Genomic DNA, 22,702 nt, shown 5'->3' on the forward strand with positions numbered 1-22,702 from the left:
CTTCAAATAGAATAGATAGTTATGAGTACGATAGAAAAAACACAAGAAGAAGTATCCGTTCAGGAATTGGTTGGAGTTAACAATGAAATAGTACTTTACAATGATGATGTAAATACTTTCGATCATGTTATTGATACACTTATCAGAGTATGCGAACACACTTCAGAACAAGCTGAACAATGTGCTATATTGGTTCATTACAAAGGACAATGTACTGTAAAAACTGGAGCTTTTAATGAATTGAAACCTCAATGTACACAATTACTTGAAGCTGGTTTAAGTGCAGAAATAATTTAATGTGGTAATTTATCTTTTATCAATCCGTAAAAGAAAGTACCTAATAAAGCACCAATTAATACAAATCCAACTGAGATAAAACCTGCGCCAATTAATATAAATATTGGTCCAGGACATGCTCCTACCATAGCCCATCCCAATCCAAAAATCAATCCTCCAATCCAATAACGAAAAGTTCCTTTTTCTTTATCAAGAATTTCAATTGGAAGTCCTTTAATATCATTTAGTTTTTTTCGCTTTATTATTTGTATACCTAGAACTCCAGTGGCAATAGCTGTCATAATGATTCCATACATATGAAAAGAATCAAATTGAAACATCTCATAAATTCTATACCATGAAACGGCCTCTGCTTTAGTTAACACAACACCAAAGATAAAACCTACTAGTAAGTATTTTATTAAATTCATAATTAACTATTTAAAAATTAAAGGAAAAATAAAATTGACCATTATAAGTCCTCCAACAAAAAAGCCAATAACTGCTTTTAGAGATGGAATCTGAAAATTACTCAATCCTGAAATGGCATGACCAGAGGTACATCCGCCAGCATATCTTGAACCAAAGCCTATAAGTAAACCTCCAATCAAAAGAAATAATATCATTTTTGGAGATTCAAATACATTATTTCCAAATAATGAATCTGGCAATAACTTTGAATTTGGAGCTTCAATCCCAATGTTTTGTAATTTTTGAATAGTTATTTCATTAATGGCAACATTAGAATCGGAGCTTAAAAAATGTGTTGCTACATATCCTCCTAACATGGTCCCTGCAACAACAACTAAGTTCCAACGTTGTGATTTCCAATCCCAATCAAAAAATGGGACTTTTTTACCAATTCCTGTCATTGAACATAGGCTTCTCAAATTAGATGACATGCCAAAAACTTTTCCAAAATAGATAAGTGAGAGCATAACCAATCCAATAAGAAAACCTGAAATTGACCAATGCCAAGTATTTGTAATAAATTCCATCGCTTTTTTTTACAAAAATAACTATATGGTTTGATTTTTGATTATTATTTGTGAAATTTGAATAAAAATATCATACTCCTAATTTGTCGTTAAAATGAAAAGCAAAATTGTATTCCTCCTATTTACCTCAATATTAATGCTGTCTTCCTGCGGAAGCATTAAATCAACTATACAAAATATTGATAATTCTGCTATCAAACCTCCTATTAAAAACAAGCAATTTGTGCTTACAGAATATGATAAAGACGGAAAATATGGATATGACATGGATTATCCTATAAATCTTGGCTTTGAAAATGAAAAATATTCTCCTAAAAATGTAGAGTACTTTTTTAATGCAATAAGTGGTCCAAATGGTGAAAAAATTAGCTATGAAAAAGTAGATACTTGTTGTCCATTTCCAACTAAAAAAAGTGCAGTTGGAGCAGGTACATTAGATATATATCAAATTTCATTTGAAGGAACCGAAAAAAAAATAATCCTTTACCTTAATATATATGAGAAAGGAAAAGTGCTCTGTCCAAAAGGATTTAGTATAAAAATTCAATCCTAAACACTTTACCTTTTCTGAACATATAAGCTAATAGAAAACCTTCTAATTAACAAGTTAGAAGGTTTTTTCTTATTATATTTGCACTTCAAAATCATACAATATGAACATTAACAATATTCCACAAATCAAGCATATTGAAAGTGGTAATTTCTTTTTATTAGCCGGTCCTTGTGCTATTGAAGGAGAAGAAATGGCTATGAAAATTGCTGAAAAACTAATTACAATAACAGATAAATTAGAAATTCCTTATGTCTTTAAAGGTTCATTCAAAAAAGCCAATCGTTCAAGAATTGATAGCTTTTCTGGTATTGGAGATGAAAAAGCATTAAAAATTCTTCGTAAAGTTTCTGAAACTTTTCATGTTCCGACTGTAACAGATATTCATACAAATGAAGACGCTGCAATGGCTGCAGAATATGTAGATGTTTTACAAATTCCAGCTTTCTTAGTAAGACAAACCGACTTGGTTGTAGCTGCTGCAAAAACTGGAAAAACGGTCAACTTAAAAAAAGGACAATTCATGAGTCCAGAAAGCATGAAACATGCCGTACAAAAAGTATTGGATTGTCATAACGAAAATGTAATGGTAACTGATAGAGGAACTATGTTTGGGTACCAAGATATGATTGTTGATTACAGAGGTATTCCAACCATGCAACAATATGCAACTACTGTTTTAGATGTAACACATTCACTTCAACAACCCAATCAAACTGCTGGAGTAACTGGAGGAAGACCAGATATGATTGAAACAGTTGCCAAAGCTGGAATAGCAGTTGGAGTAGATGGAATTTTTATTGAAACTCATTTTGATCCAGCAAATGCAAAAAGTGATGGAGCCAATATGCTTCACTTAAATTACTTTGAAGATCTTATGACTAAACTAGTAGCAATTCGTAAAACTGTAAATCAATTCTAAAATAAATGTTTTTTAATTTAAAAGGTAAAATAGTTATTGTGTTGGCTATTTTTTCACAATTTTCAATAGCACAAGAAAAATCAAAATCTGAAAAATTCACAAGTCATAACAAAGGTAAATTTTACTTTTTTTGGGGAGGAAACAGAGAAAGCTATACCAAATCTGATATTCATTTTACAGGACAAAACTATGATTTCACAATTCATGATGCTGTAGCAGATGATAAACCAAAAGGTTGGCACATCGATTATATAAAACCAGGATCTATTACCATTCCACAAACAAATTTTAGAATGGGTTACTTCATAAATGACCATTATAATATTTCCGTTGGATTAGATCACATGAAATATGTAATGAGACAACGCCAAATAGCAAATGTTTCAGGAAATATTAATTTACCTTCAACTGAAAGTGGTTCAATATACAATGGAACATACAATAACTCTCCTGTTAATTTTTTTGACAATTACACCGGATTAGATACTTCACCAACTCCACCATTCCTAACATTTGAGCATACCGACGGACTGAATTATATCAATTCAGAATTTTGCAGAGTTGATGATATTTCAAAGGTTTTTAAAATTTCAAATACCGATAAATTTCAATTAAACTTAACTGAAGGAATTGGCTTAGGATTGTTATATCCAAAAACAAATTCTAGAGTACTAGGAAAACAACGTTATGATGATTTTCACGTTTCTGGTTATGGAATTTCTGCAAAAGTTGGATTGAATTTTACTTTTTTTAAATACTTTTTCGTTCAAACTGAGTTAAAAGCAGGATACATTGACATGAATGATATTAAAACAACTAATGAAAATTCCGATAAAGCAAGTCAACACTTTCTTTTTTTACAAAGAATTATAGCATTTGGAGGAATTTTCAAAATTTAAATTAAATATTTTATATTTTTTTTATATTTTTGGTAATTATCTATTAAACAACAAACCAATCAATTTATATTTTTTATGAAAAAAATTATTTTATTAATTCTGACATTATTTTTCTCAATTGTTGGATATTCCCAATTTCCAACCCCAGGTGTTGAAGGTTTTGAAGGAACAACTGGACCAGATGTTCCTCTTCCAACAGCTTCTTCACCATGGACATTAGGAACAGGAGCAACAGGAAATCAATGGGCAGTTTTTGACAATGGTGTCGGTCTTACAAGAAGATGGAACATAAACACCGTTGCAACAAATGTATACCAAGGTGTAAATGCCGCCTATATGGATCGCGAAAATATAGGTCAAGGAAATACTTCTGAAGATTATTTAGCTACACCTTTAGTAACTGTTCCTGCAAATGGAGAATTACGTTTTTGGACTAGATCAACAATTGCTACGGTATCCAATACAGAATATCTTATAAAAGTTAATACCAACGTTTCTGCTGGTTCACAAACTACAGTTGCAAATTATACAGCAACTCCAGCTCAATGGACTGAAACAACTTTAAATGCTACATATAATATTTATGAAGAGAAAGTAGTTGATCTTTCGGCTTATGCAGGCCAACAAGTTTACATCGCTTTTGTAATGCGCTTTACTCAACCAACAACCGGTTTAGGTGGAGATAGATGGTTGATTGATAGAGTGAGTTTAGTTCAAAGATGTTTAGAACCAACTAATTTATCTGCAACTGGCATAACTCAAACTACAGCAAATTTAAACTGGTCTAATCCTAGTGGATCAACTTCTTGGGAAATTGAAGTTATACCAGCTGTTGGTGGTACTCAAACTGGTGTTGGTGTTGTTTATAATGGAGCATTACCATATGTAGCTTCAGGCTTATCACCAAATACTTGTTATGTATATTATGTAAGATCTTTATGTACTGATGGTTCAAGTACCTGGGTAGGACCCTTTAACTTCTGTACTGTCCCACCAGGCTTAACATGTACGGCACCAATTACTATAACGACTTTACCTTACAGTACAAATGACAATACTGCAAATTATGGTGATTCTACTGACACTGCTCAACCAACTGCATGTGCAGGAACCGCAACAAATTACATGACTGGTAATGATGTGTTTTATTCTTATACCCCAGCAACTTCTGGTACAATAAGTATAACAATGACTCCAAATGACAATTGGTCTGGTATTTTTGTTTATCAAGGATGCGCAAATGTTGGTGTAACTTGTGTAGCTGGTGTAGCAAATAATGGTGGAGGTGTCAGATCTATACCAAGTTTGAGTGTTACAGCAGGCTTACCATACATTATAGTAATTTCAACTAATGCTACTCCACAAACTGTTGGCTATAGTTTATTAATTCAGCAAGTAAACTGTCCTCAACCAGATAATTTATCTGCATCAAGTATTGGACAAACTTCTGCTTCACTTTCTTGGGGTAATCCAGGTGGTGCTACTTCATGGGAAGTTGCTGTTCAACCTGCAGGATCTCCAATCCCTGCTGGTGCTGGTGTTCAAACCAATACAAATACTAATTATTTAGCTGCTGGACTTACACAAGCAACTGCATATCAATATTATGTTAGAGCAGATTGCGGTAATGGTACATTTAGTGCTTGGTCTGGACCATTCTTATTTAATACAAACATTTGTGATGTTTCACAACAATGTAACTATACTTTTAGATTAACAGATTCATTTGGTGACGGATGGAATGGAAATACTATGAGCGTTAGACAAAATGGTATTGAAGTTGCGCTTTTAGGACCAACTTTCACTGCTGGTGGAGGACCAATAAACATTACCGTTCCGATGTGTGATGGATTACCATTTGAATTGTTTTGGAATGCTGGTGGTGCTTTTGCTGGTGAAGTAGGAGTTACTATTATCAATTCATTTAATCAAACTATATATACCAAAGCAGCAGGAACAGGAGCTCAAAATAGCTCATTATATACTGGAACTGTAAACTGTTTAACTCCAGCATGTTTACCTCCAACAAATTTAGTAGCAACTAATATGTCACAAACTGGAGCTACATTGGGTTGGACTACAACAGGACCAGAAACTTCTTGGCAAGTTATTGTACTTCCTGCAGGTTCACCTGCTCCACTTCCAAACAATCCTTTATGGACTGCAGCTCCAACTAATCCATTTACTGTTGGCGGACTTACTTCTGGTACTGCTTATGATTTTTATGTAAGACCTGTTTGCTCTCCTTCAAATATTGGTGATCCAGCTGGACCTAGAACATTTAACACTACAATTTGTGATCCTGTAAACCAATGTAATTATACATTTACAATGACCGATACTTTTGGTGATGGTTGGAATGGAAATACAATGAATGTAATACAAAATGGAATCGTAATTGCTACAATTGGTGCAACATTTACAAATGGTAATGGACCAGTTATTGTTCAAGTACCATTATGTAATGCTCTACCTGTTGAATTATTCTGGAATGCTGGTGGTGCATTTGCAAATGAAGTAGGTGTTTCTATTACTAACTCTTTTTCACAAGTAATTTTCACTAAAGCTCCAGGAACTGGTGCACAGAATACTTCTTTATATACAGGTACTGTAAACTGTTTAGTACCATCATGTTTACCTCCAACTAATTTAGTTGCAACAAATTTATCTCAAACATCAGCAACATTAGGATGGACAACAACAGGTCCTGAAACTTCTTGGGAAGTAATTGTGCTTCCTGTAGGTTCTCCTGCTCCACTTCCAAATAACCCTTTATGGACAGCAGCACCAACAAATCCATTTACAGTTAATGGATTGACATCAGGTACAGCTTATAATTTTTATGTAAGACCTATTTGTTCTCCAACAAATACTGGTGATCCAAGTTTAGCTGGAACATTTAATACTACAATTTGTCCTCCTACTGATCAGTGTTTGTATACTTTCACAATGACAGATACCTTTGGAGATGGATGGAATGGTAATACAATGAGCGTTATTCAAAATGGTATTGTTGTTGGAACTTTTGGCGCAACTTTTACAAACGGAAATGGACCTGTTTCGGTTCAGATTCCTCTTTGTCATGGAATTGCTTTCCAATTACAATGGAATGCAGGAGGTGCTTTTGCTAATGAAGTTGGAGTTTCTATCCAAGAAGCTTTAGCTCCACAAGCTACAATATATACTAAAGCTCCAGGAACTGGTGCTCAAGGAACTACATTATATAATGGTACTGGTGAGTGTTTCTTACCAACATGTCCTAAACCAATAAGTTTAACAGCTACAAGTGTTACACAAACTTCAGCGGTATTAAGTTGGACTGAACAAGGAACTGCAACTTCATGGGAAATATTTATTGTTCCTGCAGGTTCTGCGGCACCAACTCCTACATCTTTAGGAATTGTAACAACTAACCCATATACATTAACCAATTTACCTCCTGGAACAGCTTATACATTCTATGTAAGAGCAATATGTTCACCAACAGATTCAAGTCTATGGTCACAACCATTAACATTTGGTACATTGCCTGTTAATGATGAATGTTCTAATGCAACATTTGCTATTGTAAATCAAAATTTAAATTGTGTACAGACAACTCCAGGTACATTGATTGGAGCAACTCAATCATTACCTGCAGTAAACTGTCCTCCAGGCGTTGCAAATGATGATGTATGGTATACATTTACAGCTACAGCTGCAACTCATATTATCTCTTTCAATAACGTTGTTCCTTTAAATACAGATTTAGATTATGCAATCTTTACTGGAAATAGTTGCGGTGCATTAACTCAATTAAATTGTAATGCTGCTGACGGACTTACTGCAGGTCAAACTTATTATATCAGAATTTATTCTGCATCTGCACAACAACAATTGGTTAATTTTAATTTGTGTATTGGTACATTACCATGTACTGAGGCACCTGCTTTCTGTACTGGTCAAACTGTAACTTATGCAAACTCAACAAATGTTCCTAGTTTAGGTCAAATTGGATGTTTATCAACATCACCTAACCCAGCTTTCTTCTTCTTACAAGTAAACCAAGCTGGACCATTAACTTACTTAATATCACAAGTTGATAACAATGGTATAGGAAGAGACGTAGATTACGTCGCTTGGGGTCCATTTACAGATTTACAAACTGCTTGTACAGGAGTTCCACAAAATCCACTTCCTGGAATTCTTCCTGCACCAACACCTGCTGCAGGTTGTCCTGGAACTTTACATGCTTGTAGTTATTCTGCAGCACCAACAGAAATCATGTGTATTCCAAATGCACAATTATGTGAAGTATATGTAATCATGATTACAAACTTCTCAAATCAAGCTGGTACAGTAACATTTACTCAAACAAATTCAGGTGGAGGAACAACAGCGTGTTTCCCAATTAATACTTTTAACTATCCGCAAACAACTTATTGTCAAGATGGTGTTGATCCGACACCAGTATTAGCCCCAGGAGCTTCTGCTGGAACCTATACATCAACTCCTGGTTTAGTGATTGATAGTGCAACTGGAACTGTAGATTTATCTGCAAGTACACCTGGTGCTTATATTGTTACAAGTTCAACAGCTACAACTATTGGTGGTACTTGTAATACGATTCCTTTTATTACAACTACAAGAACAATCATTATTACTGCACCTGCAAGTGCAACTATTTCATATTCAAATGCATCATACTGTAACAATATTACAGCATTACAAACAGTAACAAGAACTGGAACAGTAGGTGGTACTTATAGTGCAACGCCTGCTGGACTATCGATTGATCCTATTACAGGAAATTTTGTACCGAGTGCTAGTGTACCAAATACTTATATAATCACTTATTCAGTTCCTGCTTCAGGTGGATGTGCAGCTTTTTCAACAACTACTCAAGTTGTGATAATTCCTGCCACTGTTCCTACATTTACTCAAGTTGCACCTATTTGTCCAGGAGATGTTTTAGCTGATTTACCAACTACTTCTAATAATGGAGTTACAGGAACTTGGTCACCAGCAATGAATAATACTGCTACAACAACATACACATTTACTCCTACTGCAGGATTATGTGCAACAACTGCTACTATGACAATTGGAGTAGGTTCAACAACTCCAACATTCACGCAAGTACAGCCAATTTGCCCTGGAGCACCATTAGCCGATTTACCAACAACATCTAATAATGGCGTTGTAGGAACATGGGCACCGGCAATGAATAATACTGCAACTACTACCTATACATTTACTCCTAATGCCGGAATTTGTGCAGGTTCAGTTACAATGACTATTGTAGTTAATACTCCTACAATTGTACCAACATTTACTTCTGTTGCTCCAATTTGTATTGGTGATACATTATCTGCATTACCTACTACCTCTAATAATGGAATTACAGGAACTTGGTCTCCAGCATTAGATAATACTGCAACAACAACATACACATTTACACCAGCTACTGGTCAATGTGCTGTAGTTACAACTTTAACAATAATTGTAAATCCAAATTTAGTTGTTACAGTAAACAATCCAACTGTTTGTGCTGGATCTAGTGCAACAATTACAGCAACTCCAGCTATACCTGGAAATTATTCATACACTTGGACTGTTCCTTCACCATTTACAAATCCAGGTAACGTTGCATCATTTAATACAACAGTTGCAGGAACTTATACTGTTGTTATTAATCAAGTAACTAATTTCTGTAATACAGATTTTGAAAGTCCAACTGCAACTGGAGCTTTCCCTAACCTATTTGATGAGAATTTAGTTCCTTGTTGGGATACTACATCCGCAGATGGAATAATAGAAATTTGGCCTCCAGGATTTGAAGGTGTTAACGCATATTCTGGAAATCAGTTAATTGAATTAAATGGAAATACACCGGGAACACTATTCCAAGATTTTAGTGTTTTACCAGGAACTGCCTTAACAATTTCTTTTGCTCATAGAGGAAGACAAGGTAATGATGTTGTTGGTGTTGAAATAGGACCTCTTGGAGGACCTTATGTTAGTCTTGGTAATTTTACAGATAATAACACCGCTTGGGTATTACATACTGTAAATTATGTAGTTCCTACTACTGGAGGAAATGATTATACTTTACGCTTTGTTTCTGTTTCAAGCGCAGGAGGAAGTCCAAGTATTGGTAACTTATTAGATTCAATTTCAATATCTAGTTTAAGTTGTCCATCACAACCAACTTCAGGAGTAGTTACAATAACAACTCCAGATACACCGACGTTTACTGCAATTCCAGATATTTGTTTAAATGGAACGGCTCCTACTTTACCAACAACTTCAAATAATGGAATTGCTGGAACTTGGTCTCCAAGTACAGTAGATACATCAGCAGTTGGGACAACAACTTATACTTTCACGCCTAATGCAGGAATTTGTGCGACAACCGCTACATTGAATGTTACAATCATAAATCAAGTTACACCAACATTTAATAGTATTGCATCTATTTGTCAAAATAGTACAGCACCTAGTTTACCATTAACATCAGTAAATGGAATAACAGGAACTTGGAGTCCTTCAACAATTAATACATCTGTAGCTGGTTCAGTAACTTATACATTTACTCCAGACGCAATTCCAAGTCAGGCATGTGCATTAACAACAACTCTTTCAGTTACTATTGATCCACAAATTGTTAGTACATTTAATTCAATTGCAAATATTTGTCAAAATGGAGTTGCTCCTTCTCTTTCTTCTACTTCGAATGAAGGAATCGTAGGAACATGGAATCCATCAGTAATTGATACATCAACTCCAGGAACTACAACGTACACATTTACACCAAATGCAGGAATTTGTGCAACTACAGCTACTTTATCTGTTACTATTGATGCACCGACTGTTCCAACATTTACTCAGATAGCAAGTATTTGTTTAAATGGAACTGCTCCATCACTTCCTTCAACATCAAATAATGGTGGAATAGCTGGAACTTGGAGTCCTGCTACAATTAATACTTCAGTAGTTGGAAATACAACTTACACATTTACACCAAATGCTGGACTTTGTGCAACTACTGCTACGATGGTAATTACAATTAATCCTCAAACTGTACCTACATTTAGTCAAGTTGGTCCATTTTGTCAAGGGTCAATTGCACCTTCACTTAATAACACATCTATAAATGGTATTGCAGGTACATGGAGTCCAAGTACTATTGACACATCTACTGCAGGAAGCACTACTTATACATTTACACCAAATGTTGGACTTTGTGCAACAACTGCTACAATGACTATAGTAATAAATGCTACACCAGTTGTTAATCCAATTAGCAATGTTACTGCATGTGATAGTTATATATTACCAGCACCAAGCGTTGGAAATTATTTTACAGGTCCAAATGGAACTGGAACTCAATTAAATACTGGAGCTACAATTACTGCAAATACAACTTTATATGTGTATGCTGCAAACGGAAGTTGTACAGATCAAGAATCATTTACGATAACTATTTCACCTTCTCCATCATTCACATTGACAGGAGGTTGTGTTGGAACAAATTATGTTCTTGAAGTAATGTCAAATAATTTTGATACTTCTTTAGCTACTTATTCGTGGACTGGTCCAACAGGAGTTGTTGGAGGTAATAGTCCAACTTTACAAGTCCCTGCAAATGCTGCTGGTAGTTATACTTGTTTTGTTACAATTCCTAATGGCTCTGGAACATGTTCTGACTCTGAAGTATTTATTGCTAATGATGTAACTTGTTCTATCCCTAGAGGTATTTCTCCTAATGGAGATACATTAAATGATACTTTCGATTTAACAGGATTAAATGTAAAAGTATTAAGTATCTACAATAGATATGGAACTAAAGTGTATTCAAAAACTAACTATGTTAATGAATGGGGCGGACAATCTGACGCCGGACAAGAACTACCAGATGGTACTTACTATTATGTTATAGAACGTAATGGTGTTGATGCTAAATCTGGATGGGTTTACATAAACAGAGAAATCAAATAATTTAAACCTTAATAATAAAAAAGAGACTGAAATTCAGTCTCTTTTTTTGTTTAATATAATTCCGAAATTTCTTGAATGATTTCTATTAAAATTTTATTATCAATTTCTTCAAGTGAAGAATACCTTAGTGATTTCATTATACTCCTATTCTCTGAAATAAGATGTTCATTATGATTTTTGATTTGAAAACCTTTAACTATTCCTAAGTCAACATACTTTCGTTTATGACTTACGTTTATGAAACAAAAGGGTTTGTTTTTGTAATAATAAAAAGGAATCTTCCATTTGTACAATAATTCTAAATCTGGAATTTGATTTTCAATTACAATTTGCAAATTAAAAATTATAGAACGATAAGGTTCTGGTTGATTTAAGATATATTCTTCTGCAGGTTTCATCTATTGCAATCCATATTGATCAAACAAATACATAAGCGATGCCATTGAAGCGGCTCCTAATTCTAATTCTCTTTTATTTACAGCATCAAAAGTATCATTTGCAGCATGATGGTAATCAAAATAACGTTGTGAATCGGGTTGCAAAGCTACTTTAACAATCTTTTCTGACTTTAATGGTCCAATATCAACTCCTGTATGTCCTTTTCTAAAAATATGAATTAAATAAGGCTCAAATAAGTTCTTCCAAGTTGTGATTTTATCAAAATTAGAATCATCCGCTTCAATTGAAAAACCTCTCGGCGTAAAGCCACCCGAATCACTTTCAAGAGCAAAAATGTGATTCTCTTTATTCTTATTTGACAACTCCTCATACTTCAATCCACCCTTAACACCATTCTCTTCATTCATAAACAAAACTACTCTAATCGTATTTTTAGGTTTGTAGTTCAACTTTCTAAATATTTCTAGAACTGCTATACTTTGCACGCAACCAGCACCATCATCATGAGAGCCATCACCTAAATCCCAAGAATCTAAATGTCCACCTACAATCATAATTTTATTTGGATGTTCCGAACCTGTTATTTCACCTACAACATTGTAAGACAAAACATCTTCCAATGTTTGGCAAGACTGTTTAAAATATAACTTTACATTTGGGTTTTCTTTCAATAACTTACTTAACTCTTCTGCTCCATTTGTAGAAATTGCTGCAGCTGGAATACGTTTATCAATTGAAATTTCTTTGTAATTTGTTGAACCCGTATGAGGAAAATCATCCAATCTCAAATTCATGGAACGAACAATTACTCCAACTGCTCCCAATTCTCCGGCTTCTCTTGCTCCAGAAGAACGTTGATCAACACAACTTCCATAAGCATGAAACGTTTCAATAAACTCAGGATTCATTGGTCTGTTGAAGAAAATAATTTTCCCTTTTACCTTTTCAGTTCCTAAGGATTTTAACTCTTCCAAACTTTTAACTTCAATTACATTTGCCAACAAACCATTTTTGGGAGTTGCAACTGACATTCCCAAAGCACAGATTGGAAAAGATTTTTTTTGTTTTCCAACCTGTAAATAGGCTACTTCCTTCTCACCTCTCACCCATTGTGGAACCATAACTTCTTGTAGATAAACTTTATCTAAACCTAAAAGTTCCATTTGTTCTTTTGTATAAGTAACGGCTTTTGCTGCTCCTGATGAACCGGATAAACGATGACCAATTTTATTTGACAAATCGTCCAACCATGGATAAGCTTTGCTTTCGGTTAAAGCAACTTTATAAATTTGTTTCAACATTGCTTCATCATTGGTTTGGGACAACATTAAGGTAGAATTTACTAACAACAAAAAAACTATTTTTTTCATTTCTATTAATTTTATTTCAAAAATAAAGCAAAAAACATTTGGTTGAACAATTTTTATTTATTTACTTTGTACTTCAAAGTACTTTTATATGGAAAATGAAAAATATCTTAACGACATTTCTGAAATAAAAAACATGATGAACCAATCATCACGATTTATTTCACTTAGTGGATTATCAGGTGTTCTTGCAGGAATTTATTCTTTGATTGGAGCTTGGCTAGCTTACAAAACAATTTATTTTGATACGACGTCAATGGGAAACTATAGAAATCTTATCATCTCTCAAGATTCCATAAACAAACTTTTTATAATTGCTTTCTCAGTATTAATTTTATCAATTATTACAGGAATAGCATTAAGTGTTAGAAAAGCAAAAAAAACAGAAGATAAAATCTGGAATGTTTCATCAAAAAGATTAGTTATAAACTTTGCAATTCCATTAGCAACAGGTGGTTTTTTTATTCTATTTTTGATAGAGAAAGAAATGCTAAGTTTAGTTGCACCATTAACCCTATTATTTTATGGTTTGGCATGTGTAAATGCAAGTAAATATACCCTTGGTGATGTGAGATATTTAGGAATTACGATGATTATATTAGGATTGCTTTCAACATGGTTTTTAGGTTACGGATTATTATTTTGGGCATTAGGATTTGGAGTTTGCCATATAATTTACGGAAGTATGATGTATTTTAAATATGATAGAAATTAATTTTGAGATAGAAGATTACAGAAGTTAGAAAACAGATTTAAAAAAAAATACGAATAATTTGAAAACCATCATACAAAATATTAACAAAGCCTTTGATCACCGAATTCGTTTGGGGATTATGTCGGTATTGATGGTAAACGAAAGTGCCGATTTCAATATGCTTAAAGAACTTCTTGGAGTAACTGATGGCAACCTCGCCTCTCATACCAAAGCCCTTGAATCTGAAAATTATATTCAAATTGAAAAACAATTTATTGGTAAAAAGCCTAACACGAGATACATTGCAACCAAAGAAGGAAAAAAAGCATTCAAAGATCATATTGATGCACTTGAAAAATTAATATCAAAAAGTTAAATCTATTTTTTTATCTATTTACTTTGAAAAACAAAGTACTTTTAAATATTATGAAGAATATAAAAGTAAAATATCTAATAATCAGTTGTGTCATCTTAATCATAGAGATAACTATTGCACTGTTCGTAAACGACCAATTCATTAGACCAATATTTGGTGATTATCTCGTATCAATTCTAGTATTTTACTTATTAGCAACATTTCTGACAACCGATTTGAAAAAAATTGCAATACTATCATTATTGATTAGTTATACGATTGAATTTTTACAATACCTACATATTCTGGAACTTCTTCATTTAGATAAAATCAAAATCCTAAACATCTTACTCGGAAACTCATTTTCGTGGACTGATATGCTTGCTTATACTCTTGGGATAATGTCTGTTGTATTAATTCATAACTATAAAAAAATTACAAAATGAGCTATTTCGTTGCTGAAAAATCAATAGTAAGAGAAATTTGGAAAAATACAGATGCTGTTCTATTAATTTTTGCAGGTTCTGCAGCCGAATTTGCCTTAAACAAAGCTGTTGATTGGTTGTACTTTACAGGAAAGATTCCGACAAATCCATTGGAACGATTGTTTTCTACAGTTGAATATGCCCAGAACATTGTCTTTGCAGAAAACGAATTGGCATTAGCAACAATTGATAAAATAACACAGATTCATCAAGGAGTAGAAAAAAGTCGTGGACAAACCATTCCTGATTGGGCTTATAGAGATGTACTTTATTTGCTTATTGATTATTCGATTCGCTCATTTGAATTATTAGAAAGAAAACTAGAACTCAATGAAAAAGAAGAAATTTTCGATGTGTTTTCTAGATTAGGAATTCGAATGGGTTTAAAAGAACTACCAAAAAACTATAACGATTGGTTAATTGACCGAACTATTCATCTCGAAAACAACTTACAAAAAGGAGCATTCACTATTCATTTATTTGAACAATATAAAAAGCACTTGGGTAATTCTAGATACTTCATTTTACTTGAAATTCAGAAAATCTTAGTTCCGAAAATAGTTTTCAAAATGCTCTTTGAAGCATCAAATTTTCCAACAAAAACACTTTTAAAACTTTATAAAATCAGTAAAATATTAAAGTTAGATCATCTAGTAAAGGTGATTTTACTTCCAAAAAAACACAAAGAATCTATTAATAACATCGGAAAATACGAAACACTTTAAACCATCAATTATTGCACTAATGAGAGATTTACTAATTGAAAAAATGTATGAAATCACGAAGAAACCTTACCAAAAATTCTTCAAAAAAGGTATTCCTTGGAAAGAAACACCAAGCGATTTAATAAACTACCAACAAGACAGTTTAGGATTTCATTTGGGATGTTTTCTACTAAAATACAATTTCGAAATGCAACCAAAATTGGAAGATCACGATGTAATTCATGTGCTAACAAACACAGGAGTTTCTGTAGTTGATGAAATTGCAATGCAATATTTTTTATTGGGAAATGGCAAAAAAAGTGCCTATTTATTTATGGTAATCTGTATTGGAACTGTCTTCTATCCTACTCAAATCAAACATTTTATTCACACTTACAATCGTGGTAAAAAAGCACATCAATTTCATGATTTAGATTTTTATAAAATGCTAAGCATTCCAGTTAAAACGATTCAATCAACATTTAATATTAAGTAATCATGAATAATTTATTTTCACTTTATGTTTTAAATAAAAAGCAAAACAATTTTTTAATTTTCAGTTCGATAACTGCTGTTGCTTTACTCTTAATACGTGTAAAAATCACTCATTCATTTTATTTAATATTTCTTATTTGGAATTTGATTCTTGCGGTTATTCCCTACATAATATCCAATTTCATAAAAATTGATTTTACTCTAAAGAAATATAATTTCAAAAATCTATTTTTCATTGTGACATGGTTGCTTTTTCTTCCAAACACCTTTTATTTAATTACTGATTTTGTGCATTTGAATCACAACAATCTGATACAATTTTGCTTCGACTTCATTTTGCTTTTAAGCTTTACAATTGCAGGATTCTATTTTGGAATACTTTCTATCTTCTCCATTCAGCAACAAATTCAATTTTTCCATACTTCAAAAACATCCTATTTATTTACAATTTCAATAAGCTATTTATGTGCCTTTGGTATTTATATAGGACGCTTTCTTCGTTTCAATAGTTGGGATATTATTAGTTATCCTCTTTTTTTGGCTGAATCTACATTCAATTGCCTTTTCGAAAATGAAACCTGGACATTCACTCTTGGATTAGGAACACTAATTACAATTGTAAACCTAATATATATTAAATCAAAATCTAATATCTAAAATCATGACAAAAAAACAATACGAAAACGCTACAGGGATTTTCTCCACTCAATTAGCCTTTGGCTCATTCATCATAGGAACGATTCTACTGATTTTACATCTAATTAATCCAACTGGAGCTTTGTTTGGCGTTGGTGCATATTATCTTATTATAGCTTTTGTACTTAATTTAATAATGCTATTCCGGCTTACCTATTTAGCTTTCACACAAAAAAATCATCAAGACTATTTTACTATCAAAATACTAATTCTTTTAGCCAATATTCCCATTGCATTTGTGTATTTACGAATCGTTGGAGAAACTTGGAAGTAATCAATTTCAATTTCAAAAAACAATTTCAATATCAATCTAAAATTCAATTTCAATCATGGAAAATTTTCAAAATCAACCTAAACAAGGTTTCTTTCAATCAACAACTGCCAAAATGATTATGGTAGGTTTGTTAACTTTAGTGCTATTAATTCCGTTGTTCTTTGTTCAAGACCTCATCTCTGAACGCAGTCAACGTCAAAAAGAAGTTGTTGCCGAAACCACTTCCAAATGGGGTGAAAGCGTCTATTTTTATGGACCAATTCTAAAAATACCCTATAAAGACCCAATTACAAATCAAGTTGAAAATGCATTTTTCTTCCCAGAAGAACTTTCAAATGTATCCAACGCCGAAATCAAAACTCCATTGCAAAGAAGCATTTACAAATCGAATGTATTTACCACAAAAATGCAATTTAAAGGAAGCTATGTCCAACCCAAATTCTACAAAAAAAACATACCTAATGAAAATGTATTTTGGGATAAAGCCACAATTATCATTCGAACCACTAATTTAAAAAGTGTAAACGATGAAGTAAAAATCAATTTCGGAAGCAACAGTTTTACCTTTGAACCGGTTCACAACAACCAAAACAACGATTCTATAGAATCACTTGAAACTGGTTACTTCAAATACAACGATTTGAAAAATACCAATTTCAATATGAGCATCACTTACAACGGAAGTAAAAGAATCAGCATTGTTCCAATTGGAAAAACTACTTCTGCAAAGATGACCTCTAATTGGGCTTCACCTAATTTTAACGGAAGTTTTATTCCAAACGACAAGAAAATTACCAACAAAGGTTTCGATGCCACTTGGAAAATTCTACATTTTAACAGACCATTCTCACAAGAAAATTTTGAAGCTTTACCCGAACTAAGCAAATACGCCTTTGCAGTAGATTTCATTACTCCAGTAGACGAATACCAACAAAACGAACGTGCTTCCAAATATGGCTTTTTAGTTATTGGTTTAACCTTTTTAATCTTTTTCCTAATTCAATCCATCAGTAAAATTAGCATCCATATTTTCCAATATTGCATGATTGGAATTGCATTAATTATGTTCTACACTTTGCTCATTTCCATCACAGAACACAGTTCCTTCAGCTTTGCCTATGCAATTGCCGGAATCTCAGTTGTAGCATTAATTTCGCTTTATTCAATCTCCATTTTAAAAGACAAAAAATTTCCAACCTTCATTGCAATCTCACTTTCAGTACTTTATACCTTCATTTATGTCATCATCCAACTCGAAGATTACGCACTTTTGGTAGGAAGCATCGGATTATTCTTAATACTTGCCTCAGTAATGTATTTCTCAAGAAAAATTGAATGGAATAAATAAAGATTAGGAGCGAATGGTTTGCGAACTCTTGAAAAACTTATTCCTGCTGCCTTTCCAAAGCTCGCTAAAGAAGCGAGGCTTTTCCCTTACATCAGGGCTAAACAGCCAACCATTTGAATAAAAATAAAACTCCGAAAGAAATTATTTTCCTTCGGAGTTTTTAATTTAATCTCAGTAACAGCTAAAAACTGTCAACTAAAAACTGACAGCTGATAACTGCTAACCGTCAACTGTCAACTGACAACTGACAACTACTTAATGACTTCCTTCTACTTCAATAGCATCAACATCAATGTTTTGTTTTTTCAAAAGACCTTTCACTAAAACAGCAAATAAAGTCAAATACGCAAAACAAACTACAGTAATTATATACGATTGATGAATTCCAATAATATCAGATAATTTTCCTTGAATTGGCGGAATAATTCCACCACCCAAAATCATCATAATTAAAAATGCTGAACCTTGAGAAGTATATTTTCCTAATCCGATAATAGACAAACTAAAAATGGATGGCCACATAATACTACAAGCCAAACCTCCAGCAAGGAAAGCATAAATAGCAACTGTTCCTGAAGAAAATAAACCAATTAACATAGCAATCATTCCGAAACTTCCGAAAATCATTAAGGTTCTTGCAGGTTTGTCCTTACTCAAAAAGAAAGCTCCAATTTGAATTAAAACACAAACTACATAATAATAAAGTGGCTTCATATCTTTACCTGAAAGGATATTCACACCCAAAATAATTCCAAAAGCCAACAACGGAACGATGATTAAAGCTATCGTCTTTTTACTTCCTTGAAGATTAAAAACACTAATTGCTCCAGCCCAACGTCCAATCATCAAACTTCCCCAATACATAGAAATATAAGGCGCAATATCTGACGATTGCAAACTTCCGAATTCTTTTAATTTTAAAAGTTCTCCAAGATTACTTCCAATAGCAACTTCTACTCCAACATAAGTAAAAATAGCCAACATTCCCAATACCAATTGTGGATATTGCATTGCACCCCAACCCTCTGGTTTTTTTTGAGCAGATAAATAAGAATATAAAATTCCACCTAAAACCACTAATAAAGCTCCAGAAAGCCATAACATTCTCTTTTGTTCAAGCGGTTCTTTTAATTCTTTTATTTGTGAATCTAAATTTTTTATTTTTAAATCAGTATCATCATTAATAATACCATTCGATTTCTTAATTTCATCTTGTTGCTTTATATAATTCTCCTTTTGTTTTTCAAAAGATTCAATTTTTAAAGCTTCTTTACTTTTATAACTTTGAAAAATTGGCGTAAACATAACACCTAACAAAACTGTCATAAATACTAAAGTTCTTAAAGCTTTGTTAGCCTTTTCCATTGGTTCATTTGCAATGCCACTTGGTACTTTTTTAGAAAAGTAAAACAAAGCTGCAGATGCAATAAACAACAATCCAACACCCATATATAAAATTACAACTTTACTTAATTCTAAAGCTTTTATTTGCTCGTCTGAAATGGATTTTGCCGTTCCAAATAAAGCCAAAGCCACCACAATTGGACCAATAGTTGTTCCGAAAGAGTTGATTCCGCCACCAAGATTTACTCGACTTGCACCTGTTTTTGGGTCACCTAATAATATCGCAAATGGATTGGCCGCAGTTTGTTGCAATGAAAAACCTAAGGCTACAATAAATAATCCAACCAACATTCCGGCATAAATACTAGCCTCAACTGCAATAATCATAGCTCCAGCTCCAAGTGCTGAAAATAATAATCCGTACACGATACTTTTCTTGTAACCCCATTTTCCAACGATATCTTTTCCTGACATATCGCCTAAAGCAAACAATAATAATGCACCAACGTAATAAGCAGTGTAAAAAGCAAAATCGACCAATTGCGATTGAAACTGATCTAACGAAAAATAACTTTTACAAAACGGAATAAAAATACTGTTTCCAGCAGCAATAAATCCCCAGAAAAAAAACACTGTAATCAGCGTGTATAATGCAGGATAGTTTGTTTTAATTTGTTCTGAACTCATAAATTTTAGTTTGTTTGGTTTGGTTTTTAGTTTATTGGTTTGAAACTTATAGCAGTTCCACCACCGTTAGCCAAATTTAATTTAATTTTTGACTTAGAAGTAACTTCGATGGTTTTTATAGCATATGATTTTGGATTATTTTTCCAATCTGCATCAGTACCATCTTGATAAATAATAGCTTGGTACTTTTTATTTGGTGATAAGAAATCCAACTTAATTTCTGTTTTACGAGTATTTTCATCAGTAATTGCTCCTAAAAACCAACGTTCTCCATTCTTTTCTTTTCTCACCACAGTCAAATAATCTCCTGGTTCAGCTTCAAGATATTTTGAATCTTGCCAATCTACTGCAACATCTTTTATGAATTGAAAAGCATCAGCATATCTTTCATAATTTTCTGGCAAATCGGCTGCCATTTGTAATGGTGAATACATCGTTACGTATAGCGCTAATTGTTTTGCCAAAGTAGTATGAACTTGTTCTGTCTTAGTTTTATCATAAAAACTCATTTTGATTTCAAAAATTCCCGGAGTATAATCCATTGGTCCTCCTAATAATCTTGTGAATGGCAAAATAGTTTCGTGCATTGGCGGATTTCCTACAGACCAAGCGTTAAACTCATTTCCGCGAGCTGCTTCGGCTGCAATATAATTAGGATAGGTTCTTGAATATCCTGTTGGACGAGAACTTTCATGCGAATTGACCATCAATTTATAATCAGCAAATCTTCTTGCAACGAAGTTAAAATGATTCACCATAGTTTGTCCATCGTGAAACTCACCACGTGGAATAATTCTTCCCACATAACCTGATTTAGCTGCAGGATAACCATAGTCTTTCATTAGGTTTAAGGCTCTATCCAAATGTCTTTCATAATTAGCCACAGAACCAGATGTCTCGTGATGCATTATCATTTTTACACCTTTTGATTTAGCATAATCGTTAATTTCTTTCAAATTATAATCAGGATAAGGCGTTGTAAAATCGAATACTTCTTCTTTCCAATTTCCAAACCAATCCTCCCAACCTACATTCCAACCTTCTACCAAAACGCCATCAAAACCATTTTTAGCAGCAAAATCTATATATCTTTTAGTGTTTTCTGTTGTTGCGCCATGTTTGCCTGATGGTTTCAAACTTCCATCGGCTGCATTTTGAGCATTTTGACTTCCTGCATAATCCCAAGTTGATTTTCCAACGTGCATTTCCCACCAAACGCCAACATATTTCATTGGTTTTATCCAAGAAGTATCTTCAATTTTTGATGGTTCGTTTAGGTTTAAAATCATTTTTGAACTTACAATTTCACGAGCATCATCGCTCATCATAATTGTTCTCCAAGGTGAAACACAAGGTGCTTGAAGATAAGCTTTATCTCCAATTGCATTGGGTACTAAATTAGAAGTTAATCCAAAGTTTTTGGTGTCAACATCTAAATGCATAATAGGATAATTAACAACAGCAGCTTCAAAAACATTGATGTAAATTCCGTCTGCCGATTTCATCATCAAAGGCGATTGCACTCTAAAAGAACTTGCGATGGTCTTTACTCCTATTCCGTTGTTCAAATCTAATTTTGAATTATCGATTTCAGATAATTTTGTTTCATTGCAGGCATATTCTTGACTGTCATAATCTCCTGGAATCCAAAAAGTCTTGTGATCTCCTGCTAAATTAAACTGCGATTTTTCATCAGAAATTATAAAATAATTCAGATTTTTCTGTTTTGGAAATTCGTAGCGAAAAGCTATACCTTCATCAAAAACTCTGAAAATGATATTTATCCTTCTATCAGTTGATGGTTGCGAAAGTGCTACAGTCATTTCGTTGTAGCTATTTTTTATATTGGATTGCTCACCCAAAACTGGCTGCCAAGTTTCATTAAAACTTTTTTGACCAATGCTGTCTATTCGGAAATTGGATTCTAAACTTTTTGATTCTTTTATTGCAATTCCGAGTGTACTTTCCTTTACGATAGGTTTGGTTTTGTAACTTACCGAATAAGTTGGTTTTCCATCTGAAGATAATTTAAAACTTAAAGAAATAGTTTTAGATGGTGAGGAAACATTCTGAGCTTCAACTGATAAAATTGAAATCAAGAATACCAATAAATGTAATTTTCTCATTTTTGATTATATTTTTTTATAAAAATACATTTTATCCTAAAAATAAATCGATTTCGTAATAATTAGTTATTAACGAAATCGATTTCTTATAATTCAGTTTTGA

Annotated in this window: 19 protein-coding genes; 13 read left to right on the forward strand and 6 right to left on the reverse strand. The window is 33.0% G+C overall.

Annotated elements, in window-relative coordinates; all coding sequences use genetic code 11:
• The first annotated feature begins 21 nt into the window (after positions 1-21).
• Positions 22-297 carry an ATP-dependent Clp protease adaptor ClpS gene (locus tag ACIQ06_RS03795; protein WP_298302138.1) on the forward strand — a complete coding sequence of 92 codons (276 nt, stop codon included), beginning with the start codon at positions 22-24 and terminating at the stop codon, positions 295-297.
• Here ACIQ06_RS03795 and ACIQ06_RS03800 read toward each other — a convergent pair.
• Both ACIQ06_RS03800 and ACIQ06_RS03805 read right to left on the reverse strand, forming a co-directional pair.
• The gene (locus tag ACIQ06_RS03800; protein WP_396143952.1) at positions 294-707 is read right to left on the reverse strand and encodes a DUF6691 family protein; all 414 of its coding nucleotides are present in this window, start codon (positions 705-707) and stop codon (positions 294-296) included. The genes ACIQ06_RS03795 and ACIQ06_RS03800 overlap by 4 nt on opposite strands.
• A 6-nt stretch (positions 708-713) precedes the next feature.
• A complete protein-coding gene (locus ACIQ06_RS03805) occupies positions 714-1,274 on the reverse strand; it encodes a YeeE/YedE family protein (RefSeq protein ID WP_396143953.1) in 561 nt (186 codons plus the stop codon).
• Positions 1,275-1,368: 94 nt separating this feature from the next.
• Here ACIQ06_RS03805 and ACIQ06_RS03810 point away from each other — a divergent pair, with 94 nt between their 5' ends.
• The 4 genes from ACIQ06_RS03810 to ACIQ06_RS03825 all read left to right on the forward strand — a co-directional run bounded on the left by ACIQ06_RS03810 (position 1,369) and on the right by ACIQ06_RS03825 (position 11,625).
• Positions 1,369-1,827 carry a 2-dehydro-3-deoxyphosphooctonate aldolase gene (locus tag ACIQ06_RS03810; RefSeq protein WP_396143954.1) on the forward strand — a complete coding sequence of 153 codons (459 nt, stop codon included), beginning with the start codon at positions 1,369-1,371 and terminating at the stop codon, positions 1,825-1,827.
• A gap of 100 nt (positions 1,828-1,927) precedes the next feature.
• Positions 1,928-2,746: a 3-deoxy-8-phosphooctulonate synthase gene (gene kdsA / locus ACIQ06_RS03815; protein ID WP_396143955.1), complete on the forward strand. Its 819-nt coding sequence runs from the start codon at positions 1,928-1,930 to the stop codon at positions 2,744-2,746.
• A 5-nt stretch (positions 2,747-2,751) separates the two neighbouring features.
• A complete protein-coding gene (locus ACIQ06_RS03820) occupies positions 2,752-3,645 on the forward strand; it encodes a hypothetical protein (RefSeq protein WP_396143956.1) in 894 nt (297 codons plus the stop codon).
• Between the two features lie 75 nt (positions 3,646-3,720).
• Positions 3,721-11,625: a fibronectin type III domain-containing protein gene (locus ACIQ06_RS03825; protein WP_396143957.1), complete on the forward strand. Its 7,905-nt coding sequence runs from the start codon at positions 3,721-3,723 to the stop codon at positions 11,623-11,625.
• Positions 11,626-11,675: 50 nt separating this feature from the next.
• On the opposite strand, the gene ACIQ06_RS03830 is transcribed toward ACIQ06_RS03825, so the two are convergent.
• Together ACIQ06_RS03830 and ACIQ06_RS03835 are read right to left on the reverse strand one after the other, a co-directional pair.
• Positions 11,676-12,023 (reverse strand): DUF1801 domain-containing protein, encoded by a 348-nt coding sequence (locus tag ACIQ06_RS03830; RefSeq protein WP_396143958.1) that lies wholly within the window; start codon positions 12,021-12,023, stop codon positions 11,676-11,678.
• Positions 12,024-13,394 carry a M28 family peptidase gene (locus tag ACIQ06_RS03835; protein WP_396143959.1) on the reverse strand — a complete coding sequence of 457 codons (1,371 nt, stop codon included), beginning with the start codon at positions 13,392-13,394 and terminating at the stop codon, positions 12,024-12,026.
• An 88-nt stretch (positions 13,395-13,482) separates the two neighbouring features.
• Between ACIQ06_RS03835 and ACIQ06_RS03840 the strand changes: the two genes are divergently transcribed.
• Genes ACIQ06_RS03840 through creD form a run of 8 tightly spaced genes read left to right on the forward strand, consistent with a single transcriptional unit; the run spans position 13,483 to position 18,442 of the window.
• On the forward strand, positions 13,483-14,106 hold the full coding sequence (locus tag ACIQ06_RS03840) for a hypothetical protein (RefSeq protein WP_396143960.1): 624 nt from the start codon (positions 13,483-13,485) through the stop codon (positions 14,104-14,106).
• A gap of 58 nt (positions 14,107-14,164) precedes the next feature.
• Complete coding sequence (locus ACIQ06_RS03845) at positions 14,165-14,461, forward strand: transcriptional regulator (RefSeq protein ID WP_298302167.1); 297 nt, start codon at positions 14,165-14,167, stop codon at positions 14,459-14,461.
• Between the two features lie 50 nt (positions 14,462-14,511).
• The gene (locus ACIQ06_RS03850) at positions 14,512-14,886 is read left to right on the forward strand and encodes a DUF2809 domain-containing protein (RefSeq protein ID WP_396143961.1); all 375 of its coding nucleotides are present in this window, start codon (positions 14,512-14,514) and stop codon (positions 14,884-14,886) included.
• On the forward strand, positions 14,883-15,650 hold the full coding sequence (locus tag ACIQ06_RS03855; RefSeq protein WP_396143962.1) for an oxygenase MpaB family protein: 768 nt from the start codon (positions 14,883-14,885) through the stop codon (positions 15,648-15,650). Before ACIQ06_RS03850 ends, ACIQ06_RS03855 begins: the two co-directional genes overlap by 4 nt.
• A 19-nt stretch (positions 15,651-15,669) precedes the next feature.
• Positions 15,670-16,125: a hypothetical protein gene (locus ACIQ06_RS03860; RefSeq protein ID WP_396143963.1), complete on the forward strand. Its 456-nt coding sequence runs from the start codon at positions 15,670-15,672 to the stop codon at positions 16,123-16,125.
• Positions 16,126-16,127: 2 nt separating this feature from the next.
• Positions 16,128-16,781 carry a DUF1361 domain-containing protein gene (locus tag ACIQ06_RS03865; protein WP_396143964.1) on the forward strand — a complete coding sequence of 218 codons (654 nt, stop codon included), beginning with the start codon at positions 16,128-16,130 and terminating at the stop codon, positions 16,779-16,781.
• Between the two features lie 4 nt (positions 16,782-16,785).
• Positions 16,786-17,094, forward strand: a complete 309-nt coding sequence (locus ACIQ06_RS03870; protein WP_396143965.1) for a hypothetical protein — start codon at positions 16,786-16,788, stop codon at positions 17,092-17,094.
• Between the two features lie 55 nt (positions 17,095-17,149).
• On the forward strand, positions 17,150-18,442 hold the full coding sequence (creD, locus tag ACIQ06_RS03875; protein WP_396143966.1) for a cell envelope integrity protein CreD: 1,293 nt from the start codon (positions 17,150-17,152) through the stop codon (positions 18,440-18,442).
• 255 nt (positions 18,443-18,697) lie between these two features.
• Here the strand turns inward: creD and ACIQ06_RS03880 are convergent, their stop codons facing one another.
• Positions 18,698-20,473, reverse strand: a complete 1,776-nt coding sequence (locus ACIQ06_RS03880) for an MFS transporter (protein WP_396143967.1) — start codon at positions 20,471-20,473, stop codon at positions 18,698-18,700.
• A gap of 26 nt (positions 20,474-20,499) precedes the next feature.
• The gene (locus ACIQ06_RS03885; RefSeq protein WP_396143968.1) at positions 20,500-22,599 is read right to left on the reverse strand and encodes a glycoside hydrolase family 97 protein; all 2,100 of its coding nucleotides are present in this window, start codon (positions 22,597-22,599) and stop codon (positions 20,500-20,502) included.
• Positions 22,600-22,702 lie beyond the last annotated feature (103 nt).

It is taken from the genome of Flavobacterium sp., from assembly GCF_044341265.1.
In the GTDB taxonomy this organism is placed as follows: domain Bacteria; phylum Bacteroidota; class Bacteroidia; order Flavobacteriales; family Flavobacteriaceae; genus Flavobacterium.